General features: G+C 61.7%; 23 protein-coding genes. 11 read left to right on the forward strand and 12 right to left on the reverse strand.

The genetic code is table 11. From position 1 onward, the window contains the following. Positions 1 to 6 precede the first annotated feature (6 nt). From HBJ59_RS13005 to HBJ59_RS13015, 3 genes are read right to left on the reverse strand one after another with little or no spacing between them, the layout of a single operon-like run. Positions 7 to 333 carry a DUF3325 domain-containing protein gene (locus HBJ59_RS13005; RefSeq protein ID WP_076017618.1) on the reverse strand — a complete coding sequence of 109 codons (327 nt, stop codon included), beginning with the start codon at positions 331 to 333 and terminating at the stop codon, positions 7 to 9. Further along, complete coding sequence (locus HBJ59_RS13010) at positions 334 to 1,908, reverse strand: PepSY domain-containing protein (RefSeq protein ID WP_167663762.1); 1,575 nt, start codon at positions 1,906 to 1,908, stop codon at positions 334 to 336. Beyond that, positions 1,905 to 2,207 (reverse strand): DUF3649 domain-containing protein, encoded by a 303-nt coding sequence (locus HBJ59_RS13015; RefSeq protein WP_167663763.1) that lies wholly within the window; start codon positions 2,205 to 2,207, stop codon positions 1,905 to 1,907. Before HBJ59_RS13015 ends, HBJ59_RS13010 begins: the two co-directional genes overlap by 4 nt. A gap of 159 nt (positions 2,208 to 2,366) precedes the next feature. On the opposite strand from HBJ59_RS13015, the gene HBJ59_RS13020 reads away from it, so the two are divergent. The 3 genes from HBJ59_RS13020 to fecA all read left to right on the forward strand — a co-directional run bounded on the left by HBJ59_RS13020 (position 2,367) and on the right by fecA (position 6,229). Next, a complete protein-coding gene (locus HBJ59_RS13020; protein WP_167663764.1) occupies positions 2,367 to 2,855 on the forward strand; it encodes a sigma-70 family RNA polymerase sigma factor in 489 nt (162 codons plus the stop codon). Then, positions 2,852 to 3,793: a FecR domain-containing protein gene (locus HBJ59_RS13025; protein WP_167663765.1), complete on the forward strand. Its 942-nt coding sequence runs from the start codon at positions 2,852 to 2,854 to the stop codon at positions 3,791 to 3,793. The genes HBJ59_RS13020 and HBJ59_RS13025 overlap by 4 nt, the downstream gene beginning before the upstream one ends. Before the next feature lie 90 nt (positions 3,794 to 3,883). Continuing rightward, the gene (fecA, locus tag HBJ59_RS13030; protein WP_167663766.1) at positions 3,884 to 6,229 is read left to right on the forward strand and encodes a TonB-dependent Fe(3+) dicitrate receptor FecA; all 2,346 of its coding nucleotides are present in this window, start codon (positions 3,884 to 3,886) and stop codon (positions 6,227 to 6,229) included. On the opposite strand, the gene HBJ59_RS13035 is transcribed toward fecA, so the two are convergent. Beyond that, positions 6,230 to 7,102 (reverse strand): LysR family transcriptional regulator, encoded by an 873-nt coding sequence (locus HBJ59_RS13035; RefSeq protein WP_167663767.1) that lies wholly within the window; start codon positions 7,100 to 7,102, stop codon positions 6,230 to 6,232. A gap of 104 nt (positions 7,103 to 7,206) precedes the next feature. On the opposite strand from HBJ59_RS13035, the gene HBJ59_RS13040 reads away from it, so the two are divergent. Next, positions 7,207 to 8,715: an MFS transporter gene (locus tag HBJ59_RS13040; RefSeq protein WP_167663768.1), complete on the forward strand. Its 1,509-nt coding sequence runs from the start codon at positions 7,207 to 7,209 to the stop codon at positions 8,713 to 8,715. Between the two features lie 69 nt (positions 8,716 to 8,784). Here the strand turns inward: HBJ59_RS13040 and HBJ59_RS13045 are convergent, their stop codons facing one another. After that, complete coding sequence (locus HBJ59_RS13045) at positions 8,785 to 9,195, reverse strand: HPF/RaiA family ribosome-associated protein (RefSeq protein WP_010176952.1); 411 nt, start codon at positions 9,193 to 9,195, stop codon at positions 8,785 to 8,787. 211 nt (positions 9,196 to 9,406) lie between these two features. Continuing rightward, complete coding sequence (locus tag HBJ59_RS13050; protein WP_167663769.1) at positions 9,407 to 10,354, reverse strand: LysR substrate-binding domain-containing protein; 948 nt, start codon at positions 10,352 to 10,354, stop codon at positions 9,407 to 9,409. Between the two features lie 137 nt (positions 10,355 to 10,491). Here HBJ59_RS13050 and HBJ59_RS13055 point away from each other — a divergent pair, with 137 nt between their 5' ends. From HBJ59_RS13055 to HBJ59_RS13065, 3 genes are all read left to right on the forward strand, one after another. Then, on the forward strand, positions 10,492 to 11,868 hold the full coding sequence (locus tag HBJ59_RS13055) for an L-serine ammonia-lyase (protein WP_167663770.1): 1,377 nt from the start codon (positions 10,492 to 10,494) through the stop codon (positions 11,866 to 11,868). A 60-nt stretch (positions 11,869 to 11,928) separates the two neighbouring features. After that, the gene (locus HBJ59_RS13060) at positions 11,929 to 13,224 is read left to right on the forward strand and encodes a serine/threonine transporter (RefSeq protein ID WP_076017626.1); all 1,296 of its coding nucleotides are present in this window, start codon (positions 11,929 to 11,931) and stop codon (positions 13,222 to 13,224) included. Between the two features lie 300 nt (positions 13,225 to 13,524). Beyond that, on the forward strand, positions 13,525 to 13,842 hold the full coding sequence (locus tag HBJ59_RS13065) for a DUF3509 domain-containing protein (protein WP_076017627.1): 318 nt from the start codon (positions 13,525 to 13,527) through the stop codon (positions 13,840 to 13,842). On the opposite strand, the gene HBJ59_RS13070 is transcribed toward HBJ59_RS13065, so the two are convergent. Next, positions 13,839 to 14,327, reverse strand: coding sequence for a phosphate-starvation-inducible protein PsiE (locus HBJ59_RS13070; RefSeq protein ID WP_167663771.1), 489 nt, complete (start codon positions 14,325 to 14,327; stop codon positions 13,839 to 13,841). The genes HBJ59_RS13065 and HBJ59_RS13070 overlap by 4 nt on opposite strands. A 283-nt stretch (positions 14,328 to 14,610) precedes the next feature. Beyond that, a complete protein-coding gene (locus tag HBJ59_RS13075; protein WP_167663772.1) occupies positions 14,611 to 14,946 on the reverse strand; it encodes a DUF6124 family protein in 336 nt (111 codons plus the stop codon). A gap of 465 nt (positions 14,947 to 15,411) precedes the next feature. On the opposite strand from HBJ59_RS13075, the gene HBJ59_RS13080 reads away from it, so the two are divergent. Then, a complete protein-coding gene (locus HBJ59_RS13080) occupies positions 15,412 to 15,672 on the forward strand; it encodes a YebG family protein (RefSeq protein ID WP_003212789.1) in 261 nt (86 codons plus the stop codon). Between the two features lie 244 nt (positions 15,673 to 15,916). Here the strand turns inward: HBJ59_RS13080 and HBJ59_RS13085 are convergent, their stop codons facing one another. Continuing rightward, complete coding sequence (locus HBJ59_RS13085) at positions 15,917 to 16,642, reverse strand: dienelactone hydrolase family protein (protein ID WP_167663773.1); 726 nt, start codon at positions 16,640 to 16,642, stop codon at positions 15,917 to 15,919. 204 nt (positions 16,643 to 16,846) lie between these two features. Here HBJ59_RS13085 and HBJ59_RS13090 point away from each other — a divergent pair, with 204 nt between their 5' ends. Further along, positions 16,847 to 18,154: an acetamidase/formamidase family protein gene (locus HBJ59_RS13090; RefSeq protein ID WP_167663774.1), complete on the forward strand. Its 1,308-nt coding sequence runs from the start codon at positions 16,847 to 16,849 to the stop codon at positions 18,152 to 18,154. 6 nt (positions 18,155 to 18,160) lie between these two features. Here HBJ59_RS13090 and HBJ59_RS13095 read toward each other — a convergent pair whose 3' ends face one another. Beyond that, positions 18,161 to 19,180, reverse strand: coding sequence for a Glu/Leu/Phe/Val dehydrogenase dimerization domain-containing protein (locus tag HBJ59_RS13095; protein ID WP_076017715.1), 1,020 nt, complete (start codon positions 19,178 to 19,180; stop codon positions 18,161 to 18,163). 186 nt (positions 19,181 to 19,366) lie between these two features. Here HBJ59_RS13095 and HBJ59_RS13100 point away from each other — a divergent pair, with 186 nt between their 5' ends. Both HBJ59_RS13100 and HBJ59_RS13105 read left to right on the forward strand, forming a co-directional pair. Continuing rightward, on the forward strand, positions 19,367 to 20,170 hold the full coding sequence (locus HBJ59_RS13100; protein ID WP_167663775.1) for a SirB1 family protein: 804 nt from the start codon (positions 19,367 to 19,369) through the stop codon (positions 20,168 to 20,170). A gap of 42 nt (positions 20,171 to 20,212) precedes the next feature. Next, positions 20,213 to 21,037 carry a class I SAM-dependent methyltransferase gene (locus HBJ59_RS13105; protein ID WP_167663776.1) on the forward strand — a complete coding sequence of 275 codons (825 nt, stop codon included), beginning with the start codon at positions 20,213 to 20,215 and terminating at the stop codon, positions 21,035 to 21,037. On the opposite strand, the gene HBJ59_RS13110 is transcribed toward HBJ59_RS13105, so the two are convergent. Both HBJ59_RS13110 and maiA read right to left on the reverse strand, forming a co-directional pair. Next, entirely contained in the window at positions 21,008 to 22,375 is a 1,368-nt protein-coding gene (locus tag HBJ59_RS13110; RefSeq protein ID WP_167663777.1) for an aromatic acid/H+ symport family MFS transporter, read from the reverse strand. The genes HBJ59_RS13105 and HBJ59_RS13110 overlap by 30 nt on opposite strands. A gap of 165 nt (positions 22,376 to 22,540) precedes the next feature. After that, the gene (maiA, locus tag HBJ59_RS13115; protein WP_167663778.1) at positions 22,541 to 23,176 is read right to left on the reverse strand and encodes a maleylacetoacetate isomerase; all 636 of its coding nucleotides are present in this window, start codon (positions 23,174 to 23,176) and stop codon (positions 22,541 to 22,543) included. Positions 23,177 to 23,184 lie beyond the last annotated feature (8 nt).

Below are 23,184 nucleotides of genomic sequence, written 5' to 3' on the forward strand. Positions count from 1 at the left end.
GTGGACTCAAAGGGTCGCGAAGGCCGCAACCGGGCTGGCCAGCAGGCCGACGCCCGCCAGAATCAAAGCCAGCCTTGGCCGATACGGCAACAGCAACACCAGCAGCAATCCACTGAGCATCAACACCGCGCACCATTCCACCAGGCCCTGGCTCCAACCGGTCGCGAGCACCGCCGGCCAGATCGAGACGATCAACAGCAGCCAGCCGCCCACGCGCAAACCCAGGCGCCGGCGGGGTGAGGGTTTACTGCGCAGCAGTTCGCCATGGTGCCTGTCCATGGACAGGCACAACGCGGTAAACCCTGCGTAACACAGCAGCAGCGCCAGGAACATTCAGTTCACCTCGCCCTTGAGGGTCAACGGCCGGGCGCGTTCGGCCTTGGGTTGAGGGACGCGGCGGTGCTGCATTTTCCACGCAGCCCAGGCCAGGAACACGCCGCTGCCCAGGCACGTCAGGTCGAAGCCGGCCATGGCCCAATCGCCGTTGGCCAGGGACACGCCCAAATGCTGCGACGTGGTCAGCGCGTTGAGCACCGGCACGCCGATAAACAGCAGCGCGCCCACGCCCAATTGCTCAACCCAGCCGCGTCGACCCTGGCGGACAATCGCGTGCACAACGCTCAAGCCCCAGGCAATAAAGAAGGCTTGTACTTCCCAGTCCGAGCGCCCGGCAAAGCTTGCCGGCAACAGGCGGTTGGCCCAGAAGAACGCGGCGATGGCGATCATCAAGCCGGACATGCTGGCGATATTCAGCACTTCCACCAACCGCAGTTCAAAGGGCATCACCCCGGTTTTGGTGTGCTTGAGCTGACGCTTGCCCAGCCACATCACCAGCCCGGTGCCGATCATCGCGGTGCCTGCGAGGCCGCAGATGAAATACAGCCAGCGCAATACCGGACCGGCGAAATGGCCCATGTGCAAACCGTAGAAGCTGCCACCTATCGCCGCCGGCAGCGACTGCTCACCGCTCACCCGCAGCAGTTCGCCGGTGGTGCCGTTGAATGAGACGGTGCTGCCAAAGTCGTGCACCACTCGATCCGACCCGGCGCGGAAGACATTGACCGAGGCGTTCACATCGCTTGGATTATTCACCACCAGTCGCCCGACATGCCCGCCCGCCCACTGCTCGCGCGCCTGCTCGTACATCGGCCCCAGCGGCAACAGCTGCCCGGGTTGGCCAAGGGCCGGCGCGTTGTCGGTGGCCGGGAACACATCGTTGAAAAACGCACGGGTGTCGTTGCCGTAAGAGGCGAGGATGCTCGCCGGCATCACCATGCTCATGAAAATCACCAGGCTGCTGTAGGTGATCATCAAGTGAAAGGGCAACACCAGCACGCCCACGGCGTTGTGCCCGTCGAGCCAGGAGCGCTGGCCTTTACGCGGGCGGAAGGTGAAGAAGTCCTTGAAGATTTTCTTGTGGGTGATGATCCCGGTGATCAGGGCCACGAACATCACCATCGCGGCGATGGTCGACAGCCAGCGCCCCCACGGATACGGCATTTGCAGCTGGAAGTGGAAGCGATAGAAGAATTCGCCGCCCCTGCTTTCCCGGGCGTGGACCGGCTGGCCGCTGACGGGATCGAGGAGTTTCTCGACGAAATTGCCGCGCTTGCCCGGGTCGACCTTGTCTTGCCACATCACCGACAGGCCGGGTTCACGGGGGCTCGGCACGTTGATAAACCAGCGCGCTGCGTTGGGTGCCTGTTGCTGCAAATACGCTTGGGCGACGGCCAGGCTACGGGCGTCGTCCACGGGATGCGCCTGCACTTCAGGCTGCATCCAGTGGGTAATTTCGTCCTTGAAATAGGACAAGGTGCCCGTCAGGAAAATCGCAAACAGCAGCCAGCCAAAGATCAGCCCAGCCCAGGTGTGCAACCAGGCCATGGCCTGGCGGAAGCCCTCTTTCATGTGCGTGTCATCCAGTACGTCAACCCGGCGAACGTGGCCAGCATCGCGCTGGGCAGCAACACGCCAAACCAGGCGCGCCAGGCGGTACGGCAGGCGAAACACCAGATCACCGCCAACAGATAGAACACAAACGAACTCAGCATGCCGCTGATCACCGCATCGGCGCGACTGGTGGGCAGCCACAACGTCATGCACACGCTGGCCAGGGACGCCAGCAAGTAACCGCCGACCACAGCCGCCAGCACGCGCGAAGTCACGGCAATACGGTAGGAAACGGGAAGTGAGGTTTTGCGTTTCATGCACAGGGCGCCAGGTTCGTCAGCACGCAATATTAATGATAAAGGTTCTCATAAGCAAAAGAGAACGCATCACTGGTAATTGCCGAACCCGCCTACGCGCCCTACAATGCGAACAATTCTTGTTCTCTAAAGCATGCCCATGCTTGCGGAGTGTGCGCGTTGCAGCCGTCCAACACCGTCGAAGTGCTGTACCACGACCATCACCACTGGCTCACCGGCTGGTTGCGTCGCAAGCTCGGCTGCCCGGAAAGCGCCGCCGACCTGGCCCAGGACACCTTCATTCGCGTGCTGACCGCACGGGAAACCCCGACGCTGATCGAGCCCCGCGCCTTCCTTACCACCATCGCCAAGCGCGTGCTGTTCAACCATTACCGCCGCCAGGACCTGGAGCGCGCCTACCTCGACGCCTTGGCGCAGATGCCCGAACACGTGGCGCCGTCGGAAGAAGAGCGGGCGATCATCCTGCAAACCTTGATGGAGCTGGACCAGTTGCTGGAGGGCTTGGCGCCCCAGGTTAAACGCGCGTTCCTGCTGGCCCAGCTCGACGGCTTGACCTACGCGCAAATCGGCGCGGAACTGGGGATCTCCATCGCCACGGTCAAGCGTCACCTGCATAAAGCGGCGATGCGCTGCTACTTCGCCCTATGAGTTTCTCAACGCAAGTCGCCGAACAAGCGGTGCACTGGCTGATGGAAATGCAGCAGGGCCCGCTCAACCCGCGCAAACAGGCGGCCTGGCAACACTGGCTGGACGCCCACAGCGAACATCAGCGGGCCTGGGAGCAAATCCAGCGAGTGAACCAGCGGCTGCGCGGGATGCCATCGCCCCTGGCCCACGCCGCCTTGAATGCACCGAAATCCAACAGTCGCCGTCAGGCCCTGAAGTTGTTGCTGATACTCGGCGCCGGGTCGGCAGCGGCCTGGGGTTTGCGCCAGCAACATATCCTGCCGCCGTTGAGCGCCGACTACCGCAGCCCCATCGGCCAGCGGCGCACGTTCCAGCTGGCAGATGGCAGCCAGTTGCAGCTCAACACCGGCAGTGCCGTGGATGTGCATTTTGAGGGTCAACAACGCTTGATCCGCCTGCTCGAAGGCGAAATCCAGTTGACCGCCAAAACCGGCAAGGCCCCGCTGCGGATCGTCACCGCCCAGGGCTTGCTCAGCGCCCAGGCGGCACGGCTGAACGTACGGCAGTTCAATGATCACACGCAGTTGGCGGTGTTTGACGGGCACGTTGACGTGATGCCCAACACCTATAGCGGTTTGCCGCTGACCGTCGACAACGCCCATCAGGTCAATTTCACCCGCAAAGGCTGGGACACCGCCCGCCCCACCGACGCCGGCAGCGGTGCCTGGGCCGATGGCATGCTGGTGGCGGCCCACATGCGCCTGGCAGATTTCCTCGCCGAGCTGAGCCGTTATCGCCGTGGTCAGCTCAACTGTGACCCGCAAGTGGCCAACCTGCTGATTTCCGGCAGCTACCCGCTGGACGACAGCGAGCGAATCCTGGACCTGCTGCAAGTCAGCCTGCCGGTCAAGGTTCGGCGGTTTACCCGCTACTGGGTGACCGTCGAAGCCCGCGCCTGAATTATTTTCACAACCCGTGAGCCGTTTTCCGCACCTCGCGTGACAGAGAAGGAAAGCCACCTTGATCCTTTCTTCTCAGGACCGCACTTCATGCCCCAGCAACCGACTCGCTTGACGCCCCTCGCTCGCACCCTGCGCCATTTGTTGCTGGGGGCCAGCCTCAGTTTCAGCGCCGTGCCCTACGTGTTGGCGGCCGATGCCAAGCCCTACCGCATCGCCCCTACGTCACTTGAAGCGGCGCTGAACCAGTTTGGCCGTGAAGCCGGCGTGCTGATTTCATTTGGCTCCGACGTGACCGCCGGCGTGCAAAGCCACGGCCTGTCGGGCAACTACACCGCTGAAGAGGGCCTGAATGCCTTGCTCAAAGGCACCGGCCTGCAAGCCCGCGCCGAGGGCAACAATGCCTTCAGCCTGCAACCGGCGAATGCTCCGGCCACCCTCGAATTGGGCACCTCCAACGTGGTCGGCGACTGGCTGGGGGACGCGGCGCAAACCAACGTCTTCGAACACCCGGGCGCGCGGGACGTGATCCGTCGCGAAGAATTCGAACGCCAGGGCGCCACCCAGGCCCGCGATGTGCTCAACCGCATTCCCGGGGTCAACGCTCCGGAAAACAACGGCACCGGCAGCCACGACATGGCGCTGAACTTCGGTATTCGCGGGCTCAACCCACGCCTGGCCTCACGTTCCACAGTATTGATGGACGGCATACCGGTGCCGTTTGCACCGTATGGCCAGCCGCAGTTGTCGTTCGCGCCCATCAGCATGGGCAACATGGACGCGGTGGACGTGGTGCGCGGCGGCGGCGCGGTGCGCTATGGCCCGCAGAACGTCGGCGGCATCGTCAACTTCGTCACCCGCGCGATTCCCGAGGCCCCAACGGTGAAAGGCGGCCTGCAGACCGAAACCAGCCCGTCTTCCAGCCACGATGGCTTCAAGACCACCGGCAACCTGCTGGCGGGCGGCACCGCAGACAACGGTTTGGGCGGCGCGATCCTGTATTCCGGCACCCGTGGCGGTGACTGGCGCGAGAACAGCGACACCCGCATCGACGACCTGATCCTCAAGGGCAAGTACCAGTTGGACGACGCCAACAGCTTCAACGCCATGGCGCAGTACTACGAAGGCAAGGCCGATATGCCCGGCGGCTTGAGCACCGCGGCCTACAAGGCCGACCCGTACCAGTCCACCCGCCCCTATGACCAGTTCTGGGGGCGCCGCACCATGTTCAACGCCGGTTACCGCTACCAGGAAGATCGCCGGGAATTCACCGTCAACAGCTTCTTCACCACCACCCTGCGTAGCGGCTACCTCGACCAGGGCAACTTCCTCTCCCTGTCGCCTCGCGAGTACTGGGTGCGCGGCCTGGAGACCCGTTTCGCCCAAGGCTTCGACCTCGGCCCGACCAGCCACGAAGTGGGCGTGGGCTATCGCTACATCAACGAAGCCGGCCACGAAATGCGCTACCGCACGCCAATTACCGCCAACCAGCAACTGCCCACCACCGACAGCCGCAACGACCGCGACACCCGGGGCAGCACCGAGGCCAATGCGTTCTTCGTCGATGACCGGATTGATATCGGCAAATGGACCATCACCCCAGGCATCCGCTACGAGATGATCGAGTCCCAGCAGACCAACAACCTCAGCAACGTCAAATACAAAGGTGACTACAACACCGCCCTGCCGGCGTTGAACGTGCTCTACCACCTGACCGACGACTGGAACCTCTACGCCAACACCGAAGGTTCGTTCGGCAGCGTGCAGTACAGCCAGATGCCCAACCGCGTGACCAGCGGCGAAGTGAAGCCGGAAAAAGCCCGCACCTGGGAACTCGGTACCCGTTACGACAATGGCACCCTGCGGGCCGAAATCGGCGCGTTCTTGATCAACTTTGACAATCAGTACGACAGCAACCAGACCAACGACACGGTGATCGCCCGTGGCGAAACCCGTCACCAGGGCATCGAGTCCAGCATCAACTATGCCCTCGACGGCTTGAGCCCGGCGCTCGCCGGTTTTGATGTGTACGCCACTTACGCCTATGTTGACGCCACCATCCGCGAAGACGGCCCGAACAAAGGCAACCGCGTGCCCTTCTCCTCCAAGCACAAGGGCACCCTGGGCGTGGGTTACACCGAAGGTCGCTGGAAGTTGAATGTGGACAGCAGCTACCAGAGCAGCCAGTTCGCCGACAACGCCAACACTGAAGCGGAAAGCGCCGATGGCAGCACCGGACGCATCCCCGGCTACATGTTGTTCAGCAGCCGCGCGGCGTATGACTTCGGCCCGCAGCTGTCGGATTTGAACGTGGCGGTCGGTGTGAAAAACATCTTCAACAAGCAGTACTACACCCGCTCGTTTGACGATAACAACAAGGGCAAATACGTCGGCGAGCCGCGCACGCTGTACGTGCAGACGTCCATCGCGTTCTGATCAGCTACCCGCCAGGCACGAAGGTGTGCCGGCCACCAACGCGTCGATGGCACACCGGGTTTTGGCCGGCATGTGCGTCGCCGTGGGCCAGATGACATGGATCGGCATCGGTTGCTCGCGGTGGTCCGGCAGTACCGCCTGCAGTTGCCCGCGCAGTACGTAGTGGGCGATCAGCCAACTGGGCAACCAGGCCAGGCCGACCCCGGCGATGGCGGCATCGGCCACGGCCTGGAGGTCATCCAGGATCAACGGCGAGGCCACCCGCGCCCGGTGCGGGGCATTGCTGCGATAGGCAATGCCTCGATGCCCGGCCAGGTCCGCGATGGATTCGATTCGACGGGTGCGCTGCAGGTACGCGGGCGACGCCGCCAGGGCAATCGCCTGCTCGCCAAGGCGCCTTGCGCTCAAGCGGTCGGTGTCGGGCAATGCGCCGATGCGCACCGCCAGGTCGAAGCCTTCCTGGGCCAGGTCTATCAGCCGGTCGGAGAAGGAAATCTCGATCTCAAGTTGCGGAAAATGGTCCATCAGCCCCCACAACGCCGGCGCCGCATAGTGGTGACCGAACGCCAAAGGCAAGCTGGCCCTTAACCGTCCACGAGGCTGCTGGCGACCACTTTCCAGCACGGATTCGGCGGCTTCCAGTTCCGCCAGCGCGCGCAGGCAATGCTCGTAATAGGCCTGCCCGTCCTCGGTCAGACGCTGGCGCCGGGTAGAGCGTTGCAACAGGGACGTCCCCAGCCTCGCTTCCAGACGCGCCAAGCCCTTGCCCACCGCTGAGCGCGTGAGGTTCAGCCGTTCGGCGGCCTCGGTCAGATTGCCGCTCTCGACGATTTGTAAAAACAGTTCAACACCATCAAAACGCGGAGTGGCCATGATCGATTGTCGCCTTTAGATCCCTTATCCATGGAATAAGTATCGCTAATAAAGAACTGCATTCCCGTGAAAATGACAGCTTCCCCCATCGAAAGGAAGAGGCCATGTCATCCGACGCCGTTGTATCCGCCATCAACCCGCCGCGTACCGCCAGAGACGGCCTGGCGCTCACCGCCGTGTGCCTGGTGGCGCTGATGTTCGGCCTGGAGATTTCCAGCGTGCCGGTCATCCTGCCCACCCTCGAACAGCAATTGGGCACCGGCTTCCAGGACGCCCAATGGATCATGAATGCCTACACCCTGGCCTGCACCAGCGTGCTGATGGCGGCGGGCACACTGGCCGATCGCTTTGGCCGGCGGCGCATGCTGGTGCTGTGCCTGTGGGTATTCGGGCTGGCATCGCTGGCCTGTGGGCTGGCCAACGATGCGTCTACGCTGATCGCGGCGCGTTTTGTCCAAGGCGTGGGTGGCGGGGCGATGATGATCTGCCAGTTCGCGATTCTGTCGCACCAGTTCCGCGAACCGGCGGCCCGGGCGCGAGCCTTTGCCATCTGGGGTGTGATTGCCGGTGTGGGCCTGGGCTTCGGGCCGATGGTGGGGGCGTTGATCCTGGCAGTCGCGGATTGGCGCTGGGTGTTCCTGGTGCATGCGCCGCTGACCGTGTTCACCCTGGTATTGCTGCGCATCAGCGTGCAGGAATCCCGCGACCCGGCCGCTCATCGCCTCGACATCGCCGGCATGGCCACCCTCACTTTGGCGGTGTTCGCCCTGGTTTACTTCATCACCCAGGGCACCGAGAGCGGCTTTGCCACCCCAGCCATGCTCGGCTGGGCCGGATTATCGGTAGCCAGCCTGCTGTTGTTCGTGGTTGTGGAGCGGCGCAGCCCGCATCCGATGTTCGATTTCTCGGTGTTCCGCATCCCGCGCTTCAACGGCGCGTTGATGGGTTCGATCGGCATGAACTTCAGCTTCTGGCCCTTCATGATCTACCTGCCGCTGTATTTCCAGGCCGGCCTGGGCTACAACACCATGCTCACCGGGCTCGCCCTGCTCGCCTATACCCTGCCCACGCTGGTGGTACCGCCCCTGGCCGAACGCCTGGCGCTGCGCTACGGCGCCGAACGCATCATTCCGTTGGGCCTGGGCCTGATGGGCGTGGGTTTTGTGGCCATGGCCGCGATCAACCATAGCGACCAGCCCAGTGTGGTACTGATCCTGATCGCCTGTGGGATTGCCGGCAGCGGCTTGGCGTTTACCAACTCGCCCACCACCAACACCACCACTGGCTCAGTCTCATCCGACCGCGCGGGGATGGCGTCGGGCATCGACTTCAGTGCACGGCTGATTACCCTGGCGCTCAATATCGCGTTGATGGGCTTGGTGTTGATACTCGGGATCGCTCACCACCTGGCTGACGCATTGCCCGACACGGCGCAGTTGGCCACCCTCAGCCAGGACATCGCCGCCGGCAAGCTGGACGTGTTGCCGCAGGGCTCGTTGATTGCCCAGGCCGCGCTACGCAACGGTGCAGGTGGGGCCATGTTGTATGCAGGCTTGGGCGCTTGCGCACTGGCCGTCTTGAGCGCCTGTTTTTTCCGGCGCAGCCCGCGCTGACGCTTTAAACGAAAAACGGGCCTGCATCTGCAGGCCCGTTTTCAGTGGGGTTGAAAAAAGTATCAGCTATCAGCCGTTAAGCGCAGCCTGTTCGTTTTCCAGAAATTCCTCTTCAAGCTCGGCCTCGTCGGCCTTGGTATTGGGCAGGCTTTGACCCGCGGCGCGTGGTTTGCCGCGCAGTTTGCCGTACAGATGCTCCAGGGCATGCTCCAGCTTGGTAGCTGCGCCATCGATCGCCTGTTCCAGCGTATCGGCTTTATGGAGGACCGAAATCGGTTGATGGCCTTTTGGCCGTGCTTCCAGTCGGCAACTCAGATCGTGTGGACCGGGCTTGTCACCGTTCTCGTCCCGCAGATAAACCTCGACGCGGGTCAGATCTTCTTCATAACGTTCGAGCGTGCTCTCAATGGTGGTACGTACCCACTCCTCCAGTCGGATGCTGCTTTCAATATGGTTATCGCTATTGACTTGGATTTGCATAGTTTTCCCTTATTTCAGCTAGCTCGCCGAAGGCCATTCCTGCTTCACCGGATGGGTGAAAACCATGACCTCCTGATTACACAATTGAGCAGACGGAGGAACATTTCAACCCCTTTGCAAAGATAAATCCCACATTACAAATTAACCCTGACTACAACCAAAAACGCTGTTAGGGTGGGGAGTTGGTTACATCTTCTTACCGCCAACTTCCTTACAATTGCCCCTCTCCCAACGGGTGCAATCCGCGAAAAATCTCCGCTTCCTCCACCAGCCAGTCATGCACCGCCCGCACGCCCGGATGGCTCAGCGCGCCCGGGGCATACAGCAGCACGTAACGTTTGTGATTGGGTACAGCGAGGCCGAACGGCACGATCAAGGTGCCGCGCTCCAACTCATCGTTAAGCAAGGTACGCCGGGCAATCGCCACGCCCATGCCGGCAATCGCCGCCTCGATGGTCAGGTGGTTGCGGTTAAAGGTATGCCCGCGCCGTACGTCGGCAGCGTCGTAGCCGATGGCGTTCAGGTAGAACTCCCACTCCGCGTACTCATAACTCCCACGCCACGCGGTAATGTCGTGCAGCAGCGGGAAATGCACCAGGTCGGCGGGGCTATGCAGCGGCGGCCGCCCGCGCAGCAGGCTCGGTGCGCACACCGGGAAGATCTGCTCATCCAGCAGGGCTGTGGATAACAATCCGGGGTAGCTGCCGTCGTTAAGGTCAATGGCCAGGTCGAAGTCGCCCTCGTGCAAGGCGATGCTGCTGTCTTCGGCGACCATGCGCAATTGGATGTCCGGGAAGCGCTGCTGCAAACGCGGCAAACGCGGGGTCAGCCACTTACCGAGAAACGACGGAATCGAACGCAAGCGCAAGGTGCCGCTGATCATCCCGGCGTCCAGGCGCTGCAACTCGGCATCAATGCTGCCATAGGCCTCACCCACGGTAATCGCCAGCCGCTGGCCTTCTGCACTCAGCTCAACCCCGCGTGCCCGTCGATGGAACAGCCGGAAGCCCAAACGCTCCTCCAACTGACGAATCTGCTGGCTGACCGCGCCCGGGGTGATGTGCAGTTCTTCGGCGCAGCGGGTGAACGACAAATGCCGTGCCGCACAGGAAAAAACGTGCAACCAGACGTAGGTCTGGCCATGAAGCGGGCGAGCCATAGGGTTTAGTCCTGCTAAAGGGTGTCTTAGGATAATTCGTTGGTCACTGCCGATCCAGAGGCTCAGTATCGCGCTAATTCCGCTTGTCCTACAAAAGATGGCAGCGATTCCTACTCCATTGCTTGTAAGGGTTTAGCATGGCTATCAGTGTTTTCGATCTATTCAAGGTAGGCATTGGTCCTTCCAGCTCCCATACCGTGGGCCCGATGCGGGCGGCGGCGACCTTCGTCCAGGCGCTGATCGACCAGCAATTGCTCGACGAAACCCGTCGTGTAGAAGTGCATTTATACGGCTCGCTGTCCGCCACCGGTGTTGGCCACGCCACCGACCGCGCCTGCGTGATGGGCCTGATGGGCGAATGGCCAGACAGCATCGACCCCACCAGCATTGGCCCTCGCATCCAGCAATTGCGCGAGTCCGGCCAATTGCTGCTCGCCGGCCGCACGTCGATTGCCTTCAACTGGCAGCACGACCTCCTGCTGCTGGACGAAAGCCTGCCCTACCACCCCAACGCCATGTCCCTGCACGCCTACGGCGAAAACGGCCTGTTGAGCGAGCAGACGTACTACTCGGTGGGTGGCGGTTTCATCATCGAAGCGGCGGAAGCCGAATCCGGCATCGCGCCGACCAGCGAAGTGCAATTGCCTTACGACTTCTCCAGCGCCGTCGAACTGCTGGCCTTGTGCAACAAGCACGGCTTGCGGGTTTCCGAACTGATGATGGCCAACGAACGGGCCTGGCGCAGTGACGCCGAGATCCGCAGCGGCCTGCTGCATATCTGGTCGGTGATGCGTGAATGCGTCGAACAGGGCCTGCGCCACGAAGGCATCTTGCCCGGCGGTCTGGATGTGCCACGGCGCGCGGCGAAATTGCACCGCAGCCTGCTGGAGATCGGCAAACCCAACGTCATCACGTCGACCTTGTCGGCCATGGAATGGGTCAATCTGTTCGCCCTCGCCGTCAACGAAGAAAACGCTGCCGGTGGTCGCATGGTCACCGCGCCGACCAATGGCGCGGCGGGAATCATCCCGGCGGTGCTGCACTACTACATGAAGTTCAACCCGGACGCGTCCGACGATGACGTGGTGAATTTCTTCCTGGCCGCCGCCGCCGTCGGCATCCTCTGCAAGAAAAACGCCTCAATCTCCGGCGCCGAAGTCGGCTGCCAGGGCGAAGTCGGTTCGGCCTGCGCCATGGCCGCCGCAGGTTTGGCCGACATACTCGGTGCATCCCCGGAACAACTGGAAAACGCCGCCGAAATCGGCCTGGAACACAACCTCGGCCTGACCTGCGACCCGGTTGGCGGGCTGGTCCAGGTGCCGTGCATCGAGCGCAATGCGATCGCCGCGGTCAAGGCGATCAACGCCACGCAAATGGCCCTGCGCGGCGACGGCAAGCACTTCATCTCCCTGGACCGGGTGATCCGCACCATGCGCGACACCGGCGCCGACATGCACGACAAATACAAAGAAACTTCACGGGGCGGCCTGGCGGTCAGCTGGGTGGAGTGCTGAGGAGCATTCCCTGATCGCCCCAACGTGAGCCCGCGCAAAAACAATAACGAGGCAATAACGATGACCGATGTACGTACACCTGCTGCCGAAAATCCCGCTGTAGACCTGACGCCGACCACCGTTACACAAGGCTGGAACAAACACGACACCACCTGGATGCTCGGCCTCTACGGCACCGCCATCGGTGCCGGCACCCTGTTCCTGCCGATCAACGCTGGCGTAGGCGGCTTCTGGCCGTTGATCGTGCTGGCGCTGCTGGCCTTCCCAATGACCTTCTTCGCCCACCGTGGGCTGACGCGCTTTGTGTTGTCGGGCAAATCCGGCGACATCACCGACGTGGTGGAAGAACACTTCGGCATCGGCGCCGGCAAGCTGATCACCTTGCTGTACTTCTTCGCGATCTTCCCTATTTTGCTGGTGTACAGCGTGGCGCTGACCAACACCCTGACCAGCTTCATGGAACACCAACTGCACATGGCGCCGCCGCCCAGGGCGATCCTGTCGCTGGTGTTGATCCTCGGCCTGATGGCCATTGTGCGTTGCGGCCAGGGCGTGATCGTCAAGGCCATGAGCGTGTTGGTGTACCCGTTCGTCGCCGCCCTGCTGCTGTTGGCGGTGAGCCTGATCCCCAACTGGAACGGCGCGTTCTTCGCCTCCGCCAGCGAAGGCATGCCGCTGCCGGCGTTCTTCAAGACCTTGTGGCTGGCTATCCCGGTGATGGTGTTTTCCTTCAACCACTCGCCGATCATCTCCGCCTTCGCCGTCGACCAGAAACGCGTGTACGGCCCGCAAGCCGAGCGCAAAAGCAGCGGCATCCTGGCCATGGCCCACAGCATGATGGTGCTGACGGTGATGTTCTTCTGCTTCAGTTGCGTGCTGGCCCTGTCGCCGGCTGACCTCGCTGCCGCGAAGGCGCAGAACATCTCGATCCTGTCGTACCTGGCCAACCACTTCCAGACCCCGGTGATCGCCTACGCCGCGCCGTTGATCGCGCTGGTGGCAATCACCAAATCCTTCCTGGGCCACTACATCGGCGCGAGCGAAGGCTTCCAGGGCCTGATCGTCAAATCCCTGCGCGGACGTAACCGTTCGATGTCCGCCAAGTGGCTGGAGCGCTGCACCGCGCTGTTCATGGTGCTCACCTGCTGGGCCGTGGCCACCTTCAACCCGAGCATCCTCGGCATGATCGAAACCATGGGCGGGCCGATCATCGCCTGCCTGTTGTTCCTGATGCCGATGTACGCCATCCGCCGGGTGCCATCTTTGCGCCAGTACTCGGGCCAGGCGTCCAACGTGTTTGTGGTGTTGGTCGGCTTGATTGCGCTGTCTGCGATCGTTTTTTCCGTGATGCCCTGAAACGGATCACCGCGCGCAAAAACACCGCCAACCCTATGTGGGAGCGGGCTTGCTCGCGAAAGCGGTCGTTCAGCTGAGGATTCATTGGCTGACACACCGCATTCGCGAGCAAGCCCGCTCCCACAGGGGTCATTCGATGGCAGGCAGATTGCTGTACGGCACGCCCTTTGCTGTACAGCTACTGAGGAAAACGGACCTTGTGAAAGCCTCAGCGAGCGAATGGCCGGTGGTCAGGAAACGCGAACTAATCCCGACACCGGTCGTCAATGACTGCATGTTCTTATCAGGCGGTAACGCACCATGGACAACCCTTTTCAGATCATCACCGACACCTTCGCCCCGAAATACCGGGTCAATTTAAGCATCCAGCGGCTGGACGGCAGCATCATGCTGACCCTGTCCGATGAAGACGGCGTCGTGGCCAAACGCATGATCAGCGCCGAACAACGCAACGACCCACAGCGCCTGAAACGCCTGGTGCAAAGTGTGCAATTCGGGATTGCGATCGAGCAGGGGCACAGCGCGATCGAGATATTGGCGGTGATGACCGATGGGGACAGTCACAAAGTGTTGCAGCGGCCGCCCGTCACCAGGCCGCCGCTGAACGTCGGGTTCTAAACCTCGCCTTTCTCTGTTTCAAGGCTCGCTTCGCCCTTGCGGCGCGGGCCTTCGACCTTCACCGACGGAAACGCCGACGACGCATACCGCACCACCAGAATCGCGAATGCCAACAGCAAAATCCCGCCGCACAGGTAGATGATGCCGATGTCTGGCGGGTTGTGGTGGGAGACGTTGGAGATCAGCAAGCGGGTCAGCGCGGTGATCGCCACGTAGATCAGGAAGCGCACCGGCATGTGGTTGGTCTTGAAGTAAATCCCGACCATCGCCCCCAGTTCCAGGTAGATGAACAGCAGCAAGATGTCATCGATCTTGATGTGCCCCGTTTCCAGCATCCCCAGAAACTCCATAACCGCTGCATAGGCAGTCACCGCACCAATGGCGAACAGCGCCAGGTAGTGGAACGTCTCGACGAACAGATTTCCCAAGGACTCGGCCAGTTGGTGCACGGTCTTGCGCAGGTTTTCAGCCCAGTTGATTTTCACGATGATGCTTCCTTAGGTCGGCTCGACCGGATAATGCAGTTTGGACGTGACGGTTTCTCTGCATGCAGAAAAAAGGCCAGGGAACAGGAAGTGAGATGGTGGCGGGGTGATATGAGGCACTTATCTTGCTGCTTGCCGGGTGTGATGATCGTTCCCACGCTCTGCGTGGGAATGCCGCCCCGGACGCTCCGCGTCCCATGGTTTCGGTAGAGGTGAAGCAGAGCGTCACGGTATGCATTCCCACGCAGAGCGTGGTAACGATCCGGGTAACCGGGGATTCAGGTCAGGTCGGGGCGACTTGATCCAACGCTTGATCGACCAATAACCCACTCATTTCGAGCAGTTGGTGGATCGCCAGAAGCAAACTTCGCTGTGGGCCCTCAAGCTCAAAAGCCAGGCTACAGGCCATTTCACGGGCACTGTTCAAGGTTTCGCTGGCGTTGGCGAGTAACGTTTCCGTGTCGGCATTGGGCGTAACGCTGAAAAGAATCGAGGAGGGTTCGGGAGGTGGTTCAGGTGTTTCAGGGCGCAGATAGTGATCAATGGCGCGGTTGGCTGCGGCTTGAAGACGGGTGTCAGTGTGTGAATCGTAAGGGGGACTTGGGGTAAGCTTTTTCATGGCACAGACTCTTTCGTATTAAGGGCCGTCCCCATCTGCCGCCAAGCAGATTGGGTGACGGATTGCACAAGGTTGGCGGACCGGTACGAAAGAAGAAAACCGGCACCCCGAAGGGTCCATGCGCAACCCGTCATGACACAGGAATACAAACGCCAGGAAGCGTCTGCAATCTTGTTGGGACGTTGTTACGCCTTTCGTTACCGAGCCGCCAAGCCCGTTCGCTGCATTTGCAGCGCCCGAGGAAGGTAAGCGAACGGACGAAACCGGCGCAACCCCGGCAAGTTGTCAGAAATTTCTCTTGCTGCAAACCCCCGGATTCCAACTACATTGAAAAGCCACTACCCAAAGCCCATGGATTGGCTTATGCTTTTAGCTGTATATAAATACAGTAGTCGCGAGAACGCTTGGCGACACCCGAACCAAGGGCAACTCCCTTCAATACTGCACCGATGACGAGGCCGAAAAATGGCTGTTGAAACCCTGTATCGCAGTACCCGTGACCTGGAGACTACATTCGTGGATCGCAAACTTGCCGACGCACACGACCAGATGCTTGAACTGGCAGAGTCCCTGATGGAAGTGCTGTTGAAAAACGTCGAAGGCTTGAGCGAGAAGCAGGCTGAAGATGCCGGTATTTTCATGGCCAAGAACCGCGCGGCGTTTGCGGCGGCGTTCAAGAACAATGCGAGTGCGTTGGCGGAGATTGGGCAGCCAGCGGCTGAGTGATGCATTGCCAGTAGCCAGTGGGATTGTTGTAGCTGGGGGGGTTTGTCTTGTGAGGGGGCTTGTGTGTGGCGAGGGGGCTTGTCCCCCGTTGGGCTGCGCAGCAGCCCCAGTAAGAACGCCGCATTCCGTCAGTTGAAACTCTATCGTTGGTTTTGGGGCCGCTTCGCAGCCCAACGGGGGACAAGCCCCCTCGCCACAGGGCATGCCCCCTCACAGGGTTATGTATAGGCCGGTGAAGTGTGTTTTACGCCTGCCACAAGGTCTTGCCAAAGAACGTCAGCGTCCGGTCCCACGCCAGTTGCGACCAGGCGGCATCGTATTGCGTGTCCGCAATACGACCATCACCAATCGCTGTCTCGTTGGCAAACGCATGACGCGCCAGGTAACGATGGAAGGTCGCGTCCACACCGGCTGCGTGCAGTTTTGACTCCAGCTCCGCCACGGTGTCGATGTTGAAGAAGGCATCCTGTGTGCCCCAGTGCCCAATCAGCGGCGCCTTGATCTTCGACGCATCCAGGTATTCCAGCGGCGGGAAGCCGTACCACACCACGCCCGCCGCCACTTCCGGAATCGCGTTCAGCGCCAGCAAAGTCAACGCCCCGCCCATGCAGTAACCCGTCACGCCGACTTTTGTCGAGTCCGCCTGCAAGTACTGCACGGCACCCTTGATGTCCTGGGAAACCGCATCACCAAAATCCAAGCCATCCATCAGGTGATGAGCTTCTTCCTCTTCCACCGTGGACGCGCCGCGATAAAGATCCGGCACCAGCACCCGGTAGCCGCATTCGGCCAGTCGATTGGCAACGCCCTTGATCTGATCGTTGAGGCCCCACCATTCCTGAATCACCACAATCGCCGGCGCACCTTCGAGCACCGCCGGGCTGGCCAAGTAGCCGTTAACGTCTGCGCCATCCGGGCGTTTGAAGGTGATCATGCGCCCGCTGGAGCGCCCTGCTGTTTGTTTGGACATGCCAACCTCGTTCTGATGGGTTTGATAACAGAGATATCTGTATTTGCCCGTGACCGCCACTGCGGGTGTATCAAAGTGTGTATGGATGCCCCTCAGATACACACGTACCGGCAATCGCGGCAGCGCGACACACGACAGATACACACCGGCGTTTAAGTGATGAAGCCTGTTCAACATTCAATCACCCAGGGCCCGGAAAATAAAATGAATAACCTCCCTTCTGTTGACCGTCTCACCGTCACCTCCTACACCAATGGGCTGCTCGGCCCCAGCCAGAAAATGCTCGGCCCGCTGGCCGACGGTGGCACCTTGATCACCGGTACCCCGCCAGGCTGCTGGGGCCCGATGATTACGCCGGCCTTTGAGGGTGGCCATGAAGTGACCCAGCCGGTGTTTATCGCCGGGGCCGAAATCGGCGACGCGGTGGCGCTGAAGATCAAGCGCATGCGGGTCACCTCCTTGGCCACATCGTCGGGCGTCATGAGTTTTGTCGAAGGGCGTTACCACGGCGACCCGTTCGTCGCGAAGTTCTGCTCCAATTGCGGGCAAGAGCATCCCGCCAGCCACGTCGAAGGCATTGGCGAAGAAGCTATCCGCTGCGATGCCTGCGGGGCTGAAGTCAGTGCATTCCGTTTCAGTAATGGCTACGTGATCGTCCTGGATGCCGAGCATCAGGTGAGCCTGACGGTCAATCAGGCCGTGGCGGATCGCCTGGCCGGCAAAGCCTCGGACATGTCGGCGCTGCCCGAATTGTCTGCCCAGCATTCAATCCTGTCGCTGGCCCGCGCCGACATCCCCGGTCTGGCCGCGCATATGCGCCCGTTCCTGGGCAACATCGGCACCACGCCTTCGCGGGATCTGCCGGATTCCCACAACTGCGGCGACTTCGGCCAGTACCTGGTGGACGCGCCCCATCGCTACGGCATGACCCACGAAGAACTGCACACCGCGAAAACCGATGGCCACATGGACACCAATTCCGTGCGCGAAGGCTGCATCCTGATCTGCCCGGTGAAAGTCCCCGGCGCCGGGGTGTACATGGGCGATATGCATGCCCAGCAAGGCAACGGCGAAATTGCCGGGCACGCCACCGATGTGTCGGGGGAAACCGAACTGACGGTGCAGGTGATCAAAGGCCTGAACCTGGACGGCCCGATCCTGCTGCAAAACCTCGACGACCTGCCGCCCATGGCACGCCCGATGACCGTGGAGCAACGCCTGCGGGTGAAGGCATTGGGTGAGCGCTGGGGCCAGGTAGAGATCGAGGAGAATGCGCCCATCACCTTTATCGGCAGTGGGACCAATCTGAACGTCGCGACGGACAACGGACTGGAACGCGCAGCCGCCGTGACCGGGCTGCCGATCGACGAAGTGCGCAACCGCGCGACTATCAACGGCTCCATCGAAATCAGCCGCCTGCCGGGAGCCGTGCGGGTCACGATCCTGTGCCCCATGCACATCCTTGATCGTATGGGCGTGGGCCAACTGGCCCGGGAGAAATATCAGCTTTGACCCGCGTCAGCGGTACAGCAACCGCTCCGCCAGCTCATCCGCCACCCGCGCGGGTGAGCGTTTTTCAGCCTGGGCATGGGCGAAGATTTCGGTCAGGCGGGTGCCGATGTTCGACAGGTGCGCGGTGATGGTTTCCAGCTCCGCGCCGCCGTGCTTGAGGGCAACGTAGATCAGCCCGCCGGAGTTGATCACGTAGTCCGGCGCGTAAAGAATCCCACGGCCTTCCAGTTGATCGGCCACTTGCAGGTTGGTCAGCTGCGCACTCGCGGAGCCGGCCACCGCCGCGCACCGCAACTGCGCGACCGTGTAGCGGTTGAACACCGCGCCCACGCCGCACGGCGCGAGGATATCGCACGGGGTGCTGAGCAGGGCTTCGTTGGCAATCGGGTGCGCGCCCAGCTGTTCCATGGCCAGTTGCACCTTGCCGTGGTCGATGTCGCTCACCAGCAATTCCGCGCCGGCGGCGTGCAGTTGCTCGGCCAGGGCATAACCGACGTTGCCCAGGCCCTGGATCGCCACGCGCAAACCTTCCAGATTATCGCTGCCCAGACGGGCCATGGCGGTGGTGCGGATGCCGGCGAACACGCCCATCGCCGCGTGGGGCGACGGATCGCCAGCCGCCGTGGTGCTGGTGACATAGCGGGTCTGCTGGGCGATGCAATCCATGTCGGCCACCGAAGTGCCGCTGTCGATGGCGGTGATGTAGCGACCGTCGAGCTGCTCGATGCAGCGACCAAAGGCCTCAAACAGCGCGGCGCGGCTTTCCACATGGGCGGGACGGATGATCACCGCGTTGCCGCCGCCCACCGGCAACCCCGCCAGTGCGGCCTTGTAGCTCATGCCTTGGGCCAGGCGCGCGGCATCCTCCACGGCACTTTCATCGTCGGGGTAAGAGAGGTAACGGCAACCTCCAAGGGCGGGGCCCAGGCGGCTGTTATGGATGGCAATGACCGCCTTTAACCCGGTGGCCGGGTCAACGCTCAGGTGCAGCGATTCAAGGCGGGTGCTGTGCATGAGCGCAAACATCGTCGAGCTCCCGAATCACTTCTGGTAGGCGCCAAGTATAGGACTGCCAGCGAAACCCTGCCCGAGCGTGCAGGAATAAGGCCACCGGTTTTAAAGGGTTTGCGACATAAACAGGTAGGACACGTCTTAAGGTACTGGACGAAAGTTCGCAGCAAGGCTAAAACGAGACATCCGCCGGAGAACCCAATGAAGCCCCGCGACGCCTTTTTTGCCTGCCTTGAACGGTCACCGCCCGCGCTGTTTGAAGCCGCGCTGTGGATGGCGGCCGAGCACGACCCGGCGGTAGACCCGGCGGCCATCCTGCAGGACTTCAAGGTGTTGCAACAGTTGGTCAGCCTCAGCATGCCGATGCTGCCGGCGGATGAGCTCGGGCAACCCTTGCTGCGGCGCATGAATGACCTGGGGTTCGCCCAGGATGACCATACCCCGCTGCGCCCCGCCGCCGCGCTGCTGGACAAGGTGTTGAAGCGCAAACGCGGGCAGCCACTGGCGTTGGGGCTGATTGCCCTGGAGCTGGCGCGGCGCCTGGACATTCCGCTGGTCGGCGTCAACTTTCCGGGACACTTCCTGTTGCGCGTACCGGGCGCCGATCATCTACTCGACCCCTGCGGCGGCCGACGCCTGTACCCCAACGATTGCCGCGACCTGCTGACTCGCCAGTACGGCCCCAATCTCAAGTTGCAGGCCGACCACCTGCACACTGCCGAGCCGCGTTCGATCCTGCAGCGGCTGTCGCGCAATCTGCGCCAGTTGCACCTGTCCAACGACGACCACCTGGCCGCTCTGGTAGATGCCGAACGCGTGCTGGAGCTGGGCAATGCCAGCGCCGCCGATTACCTGGCCCGAGCCAGTTTGTATCAGCGCCTGGACTGCCCGAATGCCGAGCGTTTTGACCTGGAACACGCGTTGATGCTCAGCGAAGACCCGATCCAGCGTCTACGCCTGACCGAGCGCCTGGGGCATTTGCCGCCCAACTCTGTGGTGCATTGACCCGCTTGGCGTAAGCTGTACCGCCCCATGGATGAGGTTGTCATGCCCCTGCGCTCCCCCGCCGAACGTTACCTCGAAGATTTTCACCAGCGCCAGCCCGGCACCACCAGCGCGGCATTCGCCGAACTGCCGGCGGTGAAATACAGCTCCTCCTATGCTGCCTTGACTGCGCACGTGCCCACCGCGCAAAGCCCGTTGAACGTGCTGGACCTGGCCTGCGGTGATGGTTATCTGCTCAAGCTGCTGGCTGACCGCCAGCAACCCGGGCTGCAATTGATCGGTGTCGACATGAGCCAGGCCGAACTCGACGCCGCCCGCGAGCGTCTTCCAGTTGAGGTCACCCTGCTCAAGGAACGCGCCCAGGCATTGAGCGTGGCCACGGCCAGCGTCGACGTATTGCTGTCGCACATGGCGATCATGCTGATGGATGATCTTGAACAGGTACTGCAAGAGGTACAGCGGGTACTGCGCAGTGGCGGCACATTGGCGGTGCTGATCGGCAGGAGTTTTCTACTGGGCCCTGTCGGCGATGCGTTTCTGGACGCCTTTCGTCCAATCGCCAAGGAAGACCAACTGCCGCACTTGCCAATGGGCGACCCGCGCACGCGCGACGAAGACGGCTGGCGAGCCTTGCTGGCAGATCATTTCACTGACATCCGCTTCGAAGACATCGACGTCCACTGGCAGCCTCAGCCAGCGGCACTGTGGACGTCATTGAAAGAAACCTACGATATCGACCGGCTGACAATCCCTGCCAAGGCCCGCCTGAAAGAAAGCTTCCTGGCCGCCATCGCTCACCTTCGGCAGAACGATGGCAGCGTGTCCACCGGCTGGGGATTACGCGTGATCAGCGCCAGGCGCCAATAACGTATCAGGGCCTGTTGGCGCTGCGCCCTTGGGCGAACGCACCTGAATAATCAGCAACGCCGCTATCACCGCCGGAATCGCGCAGAAAAAGAAAATCTGCTGCACCGGTATGTGCATCGCCAGCAGCATGCTGCCGAACAGTGGGCCGAGGATCGAGCCGAACCGCCCGACTCCCAACGCCCAGCCAGTACCGGTTGCTCGCACGTGAGCCGGATAGAAGTTACTGGCGAACGCGTTCAGGGTCAGTTGGCCACCGATGATGCAGAAGCCCGCCGCAAACACGCAGGCCACCAGATAACGCGGGTTGTCGTGGTTCAGTCCCAGCAAAATGGTGCACACCGCCGCCGCTGCCAGCACACCGGACAAAAGGCGGACTTTGCTTTTCAACCGGTCGGCAAACCAGGCCATGCCGATGGCACCCAGTGTCCCGGCGAACAGGAACATCGAGGTCACCAGATTGGCTTCGTTCAGGCCCAAGCCGCTTTCCAGCAACAGCGAAGGCAACCAGCTGATCATGAAATACAGCAGGATCAGGCTGACAAAAAACGTCGCCCATAACAGCAAAGTCGGGCGCGCGTAACCATGGCGGAACAGCTCCACCACCGTCAATTTGCTGCCTTGCTCCTGGCGGTTTTGTTCCTCGCTCGCCGCCGGTGGTTGCCAGTCGGGCAGCATCCGCGCGGTGACTTTCTGCAGGCGCGCATAGGGCGGTGCATCACGCAGCAAGCGCGGCAGCGATTCAGGCAACATCCAGGCGAGAAACGGGAACAACAGCAACGGCGTCACACCCCCGGCGAGGAACACCGCCTGCCAGCCGAAACTGTCGATAAACCCGGCCGCGACAAAACCACCGGCCGCACCGCCGAAAGAGAAGCCACAGGCCGCCAGCGTCACCATCAACGTTCGCAAGCGTGGCGGCGAATACTCCGACATCAAGGCCATGGCGCTGGGCATTGCACCGCCCATGCCGATGCCGCAGATAAAGCGCGCGGCCATCAGGGTATTCAGGGAATTGGCGAACACCATCAGCACCGTGAGGCTGGCGTAGATCAGCACGCAGCACAGCAGGATGCGCCGCACCCCGAAGCGATCCGCCAGCGGTGTGACGGCCAGGGAGCCGAGGGTCAGCCCCAGCAGGTTGGCGCTGAACACCGGGCCGAACGCGGCTTTTTCCAGGCCCCAGTCCTTGGCCAGCGCCGGTACTACGTAGCCCAGGACCTGGGCATCGTAGCCGTCGGTGACCAGTAACAGCGCAAGCAACAGGAGAATCAACCACTGGTAGCGCGACACCGGGCGGGCGTCGAGTGCCGCACGAAAGCTGGCAATCTGATTGTGCATCGCAAGGGACCTGTATTGTTTTTATATATTTGGGAAACGCTGAAGATCACATGTGGGAGCGGGCTTGCTCGCGAAAGCGGTGTGCCAGTTAATACATCTGCTGACTGATACACCGTATTCGCGAGCAAGCCCGCTCCCACATTTGGCCGGTGTGAGCCTGGAGACTTATGGCGTATCAGGTTGGTTGGCGGGGTGAGCCGCCATGAACGCCGGATGCTGCGCCGCCAATCCCGCCACCCGCTGAATGCGCGGATACGCCGCCAACGAGACCTTGAACCGCTCCGCCGCATACAACTGTGGAATCAAGAACGTATCCGCTATCCCCGGCTGGTCGCCAAAGCAATAACCCTGATCACCAATCAACTGCTCAACCGCCGCCAGCCCCTGGCTGATCCAGTGCCCGATCCACTCCAGCACCTGCGCTTCATCGTGCCCCCACTGCTTGAGCAGATTCTGGGTACTGGAGTTGTGCAGCGGGTGAATGTCGCAACCGATGATCGACGCCACCGCGCGCTCATGGGCGCGGGTTGCCAGATCCCTGGAGAGCAACGGCACCTGTGGATAACGTTCCTCCAGGTATTCGATGATCGCTGGCGACTGAATCAACACATCCCCATCATCGGTGCGCAAGGCCGGTACACGACCTTGCGGATTGATCGCCAGGTACTCCGGCTGATGGTTGGCGCCGCCCTTGGGCACCAGCAGGTTGACCGGCACCGCGGTGAAGTCCAGGCCCTTGAGGGCCAGCGCGATCCGCACCCGGTACGACGAAGTGGAGCGGTAGTAGGTATAGAGTTCCATGGCCCTGC

Source organism: Pseudomonas sp. AN3A02 (genome assembly GCF_011765255.1).
Classification (GTDB): domain Bacteria; phylum Pseudomonadota; class Gammaproteobacteria; order Pseudomonadales; family Pseudomonadaceae; genus Aquipseudomonas.

Coding starts and splice junctions, on each gene's coding strand:
- HBJ59_RS13005 (WP_076017618.1), bottom strand. CDS start 333: ATGTTCCTGGCGCTGCTGCTGTGTTACGCAGGGTTTACCGCGTTGTGC.
- HBJ59_RS13010 (WP_167663762.1), bottom strand. CDS start 1,908: ATGAAAGAGGGCTTCCGCCAGGCCATGGCCTGGTTGCACACCTGGGCT.
- HBJ59_RS13015 (WP_167663763.1), bottom strand. CDS start 2,207: ATGAAACGCAAAACCTCACTTCCCGTTTCCTACCGTATTGCCGTGACT.
- HBJ59_RS13025 (WP_167663765.1), top strand. CDS start 2,852: ATGAGTTTCTCAACGCAAGTCGCCGAACAAGCGGTGCACTGGCTGATG.
- fecA (WP_167663766.1), top strand. CDS start 3,884: ATGCCCCAGCAACCGACTCGCTTGACGCCCCTCGCTCGCACCCTGCGC.
- HBJ59_RS13035 (WP_167663767.1), bottom strand. CDS start 7,102: ATGGCCACTCCGCGTTTTGATGGTGTTGAACTGTTTTTACAAATCGTC.
- HBJ59_RS13040 (WP_167663768.1), top strand. CDS start 7,207: ATGTCATCCGACGCCGTTGTATCCGCCATCAACCCGCCGCGTACCGCC.
- HBJ59_RS13045 (WP_010176952.1), bottom strand. CDS start 9,195: ATGCAAATCCAAGTCAATAGCGATAACCATATTGAAAGCAGCATCCGA.
- HBJ59_RS13050 (WP_167663769.1), bottom strand. CDS start 10,354: ATGGCTCGCCCGCTTCATGGCCAGACCTACGTCTGGTTGCACGTTTTT.
- HBJ59_RS13055 (WP_167663770.1), top strand. CDS start 10,492: ATGGCTATCAGTGTTTTCGATCTATTCAAGGTAGGCATTGGTCCTTCC.
- HBJ59_RS13060 (WP_076017626.1), top strand. CDS start 11,929: ATGACCGATGTACGTACACCTGCTGCCGAAAATCCCGCTGTAGACCTG.
- HBJ59_RS13065 (WP_076017627.1), top strand. CDS start 13,525: ATGGACAACCCTTTTCAGATCATCACCGACACCTTCGCCCCGAAATAC.
- HBJ59_RS13075 (WP_167663772.1), bottom strand. CDS start 14,946: ATGAAAAAGCTTACCCCAAGTCCCCCTTACGATTCACACACTGACACC.
- HBJ59_RS13080 (WP_003212789.1), top strand. CDS start 15,412: ATGGCTGTTGAAACCCTGTATCGCAGTACCCGTGACCTGGAGACTACA.
- HBJ59_RS13085 (WP_167663773.1), bottom strand. CDS start 16,642: ATGTCCAAACAAACAGCAGGGCGCTCCAGCGGGCGCATGATCACCTTC.
- HBJ59_RS13090 (WP_167663774.1), top strand. CDS start 16,847: ATGAATAACCTCCCTTCTGTTGACCGTCTCACCGTCACCTCCTACACC.
- HBJ59_RS13095 (WP_076017715.1), bottom strand. CDS start 19,180: ATGTTTGCGCTCATGCACAGCACCCGCCTTGAATCGCTGCACCTGAGC.
- HBJ59_RS13100 (WP_167663775.1), top strand. CDS start 19,367: ATGAAGCCCCGCGACGCCTTTTTTGCCTGCCTTGAACGGTCACCGCCC.
- HBJ59_RS13105 (WP_167663776.1), top strand. CDS start 20,213: ATGCCCCTGCGCTCCCCCGCCGAACGTTACCTCGAAGATTTTCACCAG.
- HBJ59_RS13110 (WP_167663777.1), bottom strand. CDS start 22,375: ATGCACAATCAGATTGCCAGCTTTCGTGCGGCACTCGACGCCCGCCCG.
- maiA (WP_167663778.1), bottom strand. CDS start 23,176: ATGGAACTCTATACCTACTACCGCTCCACTTCGTCGTACCGGGTGCGG.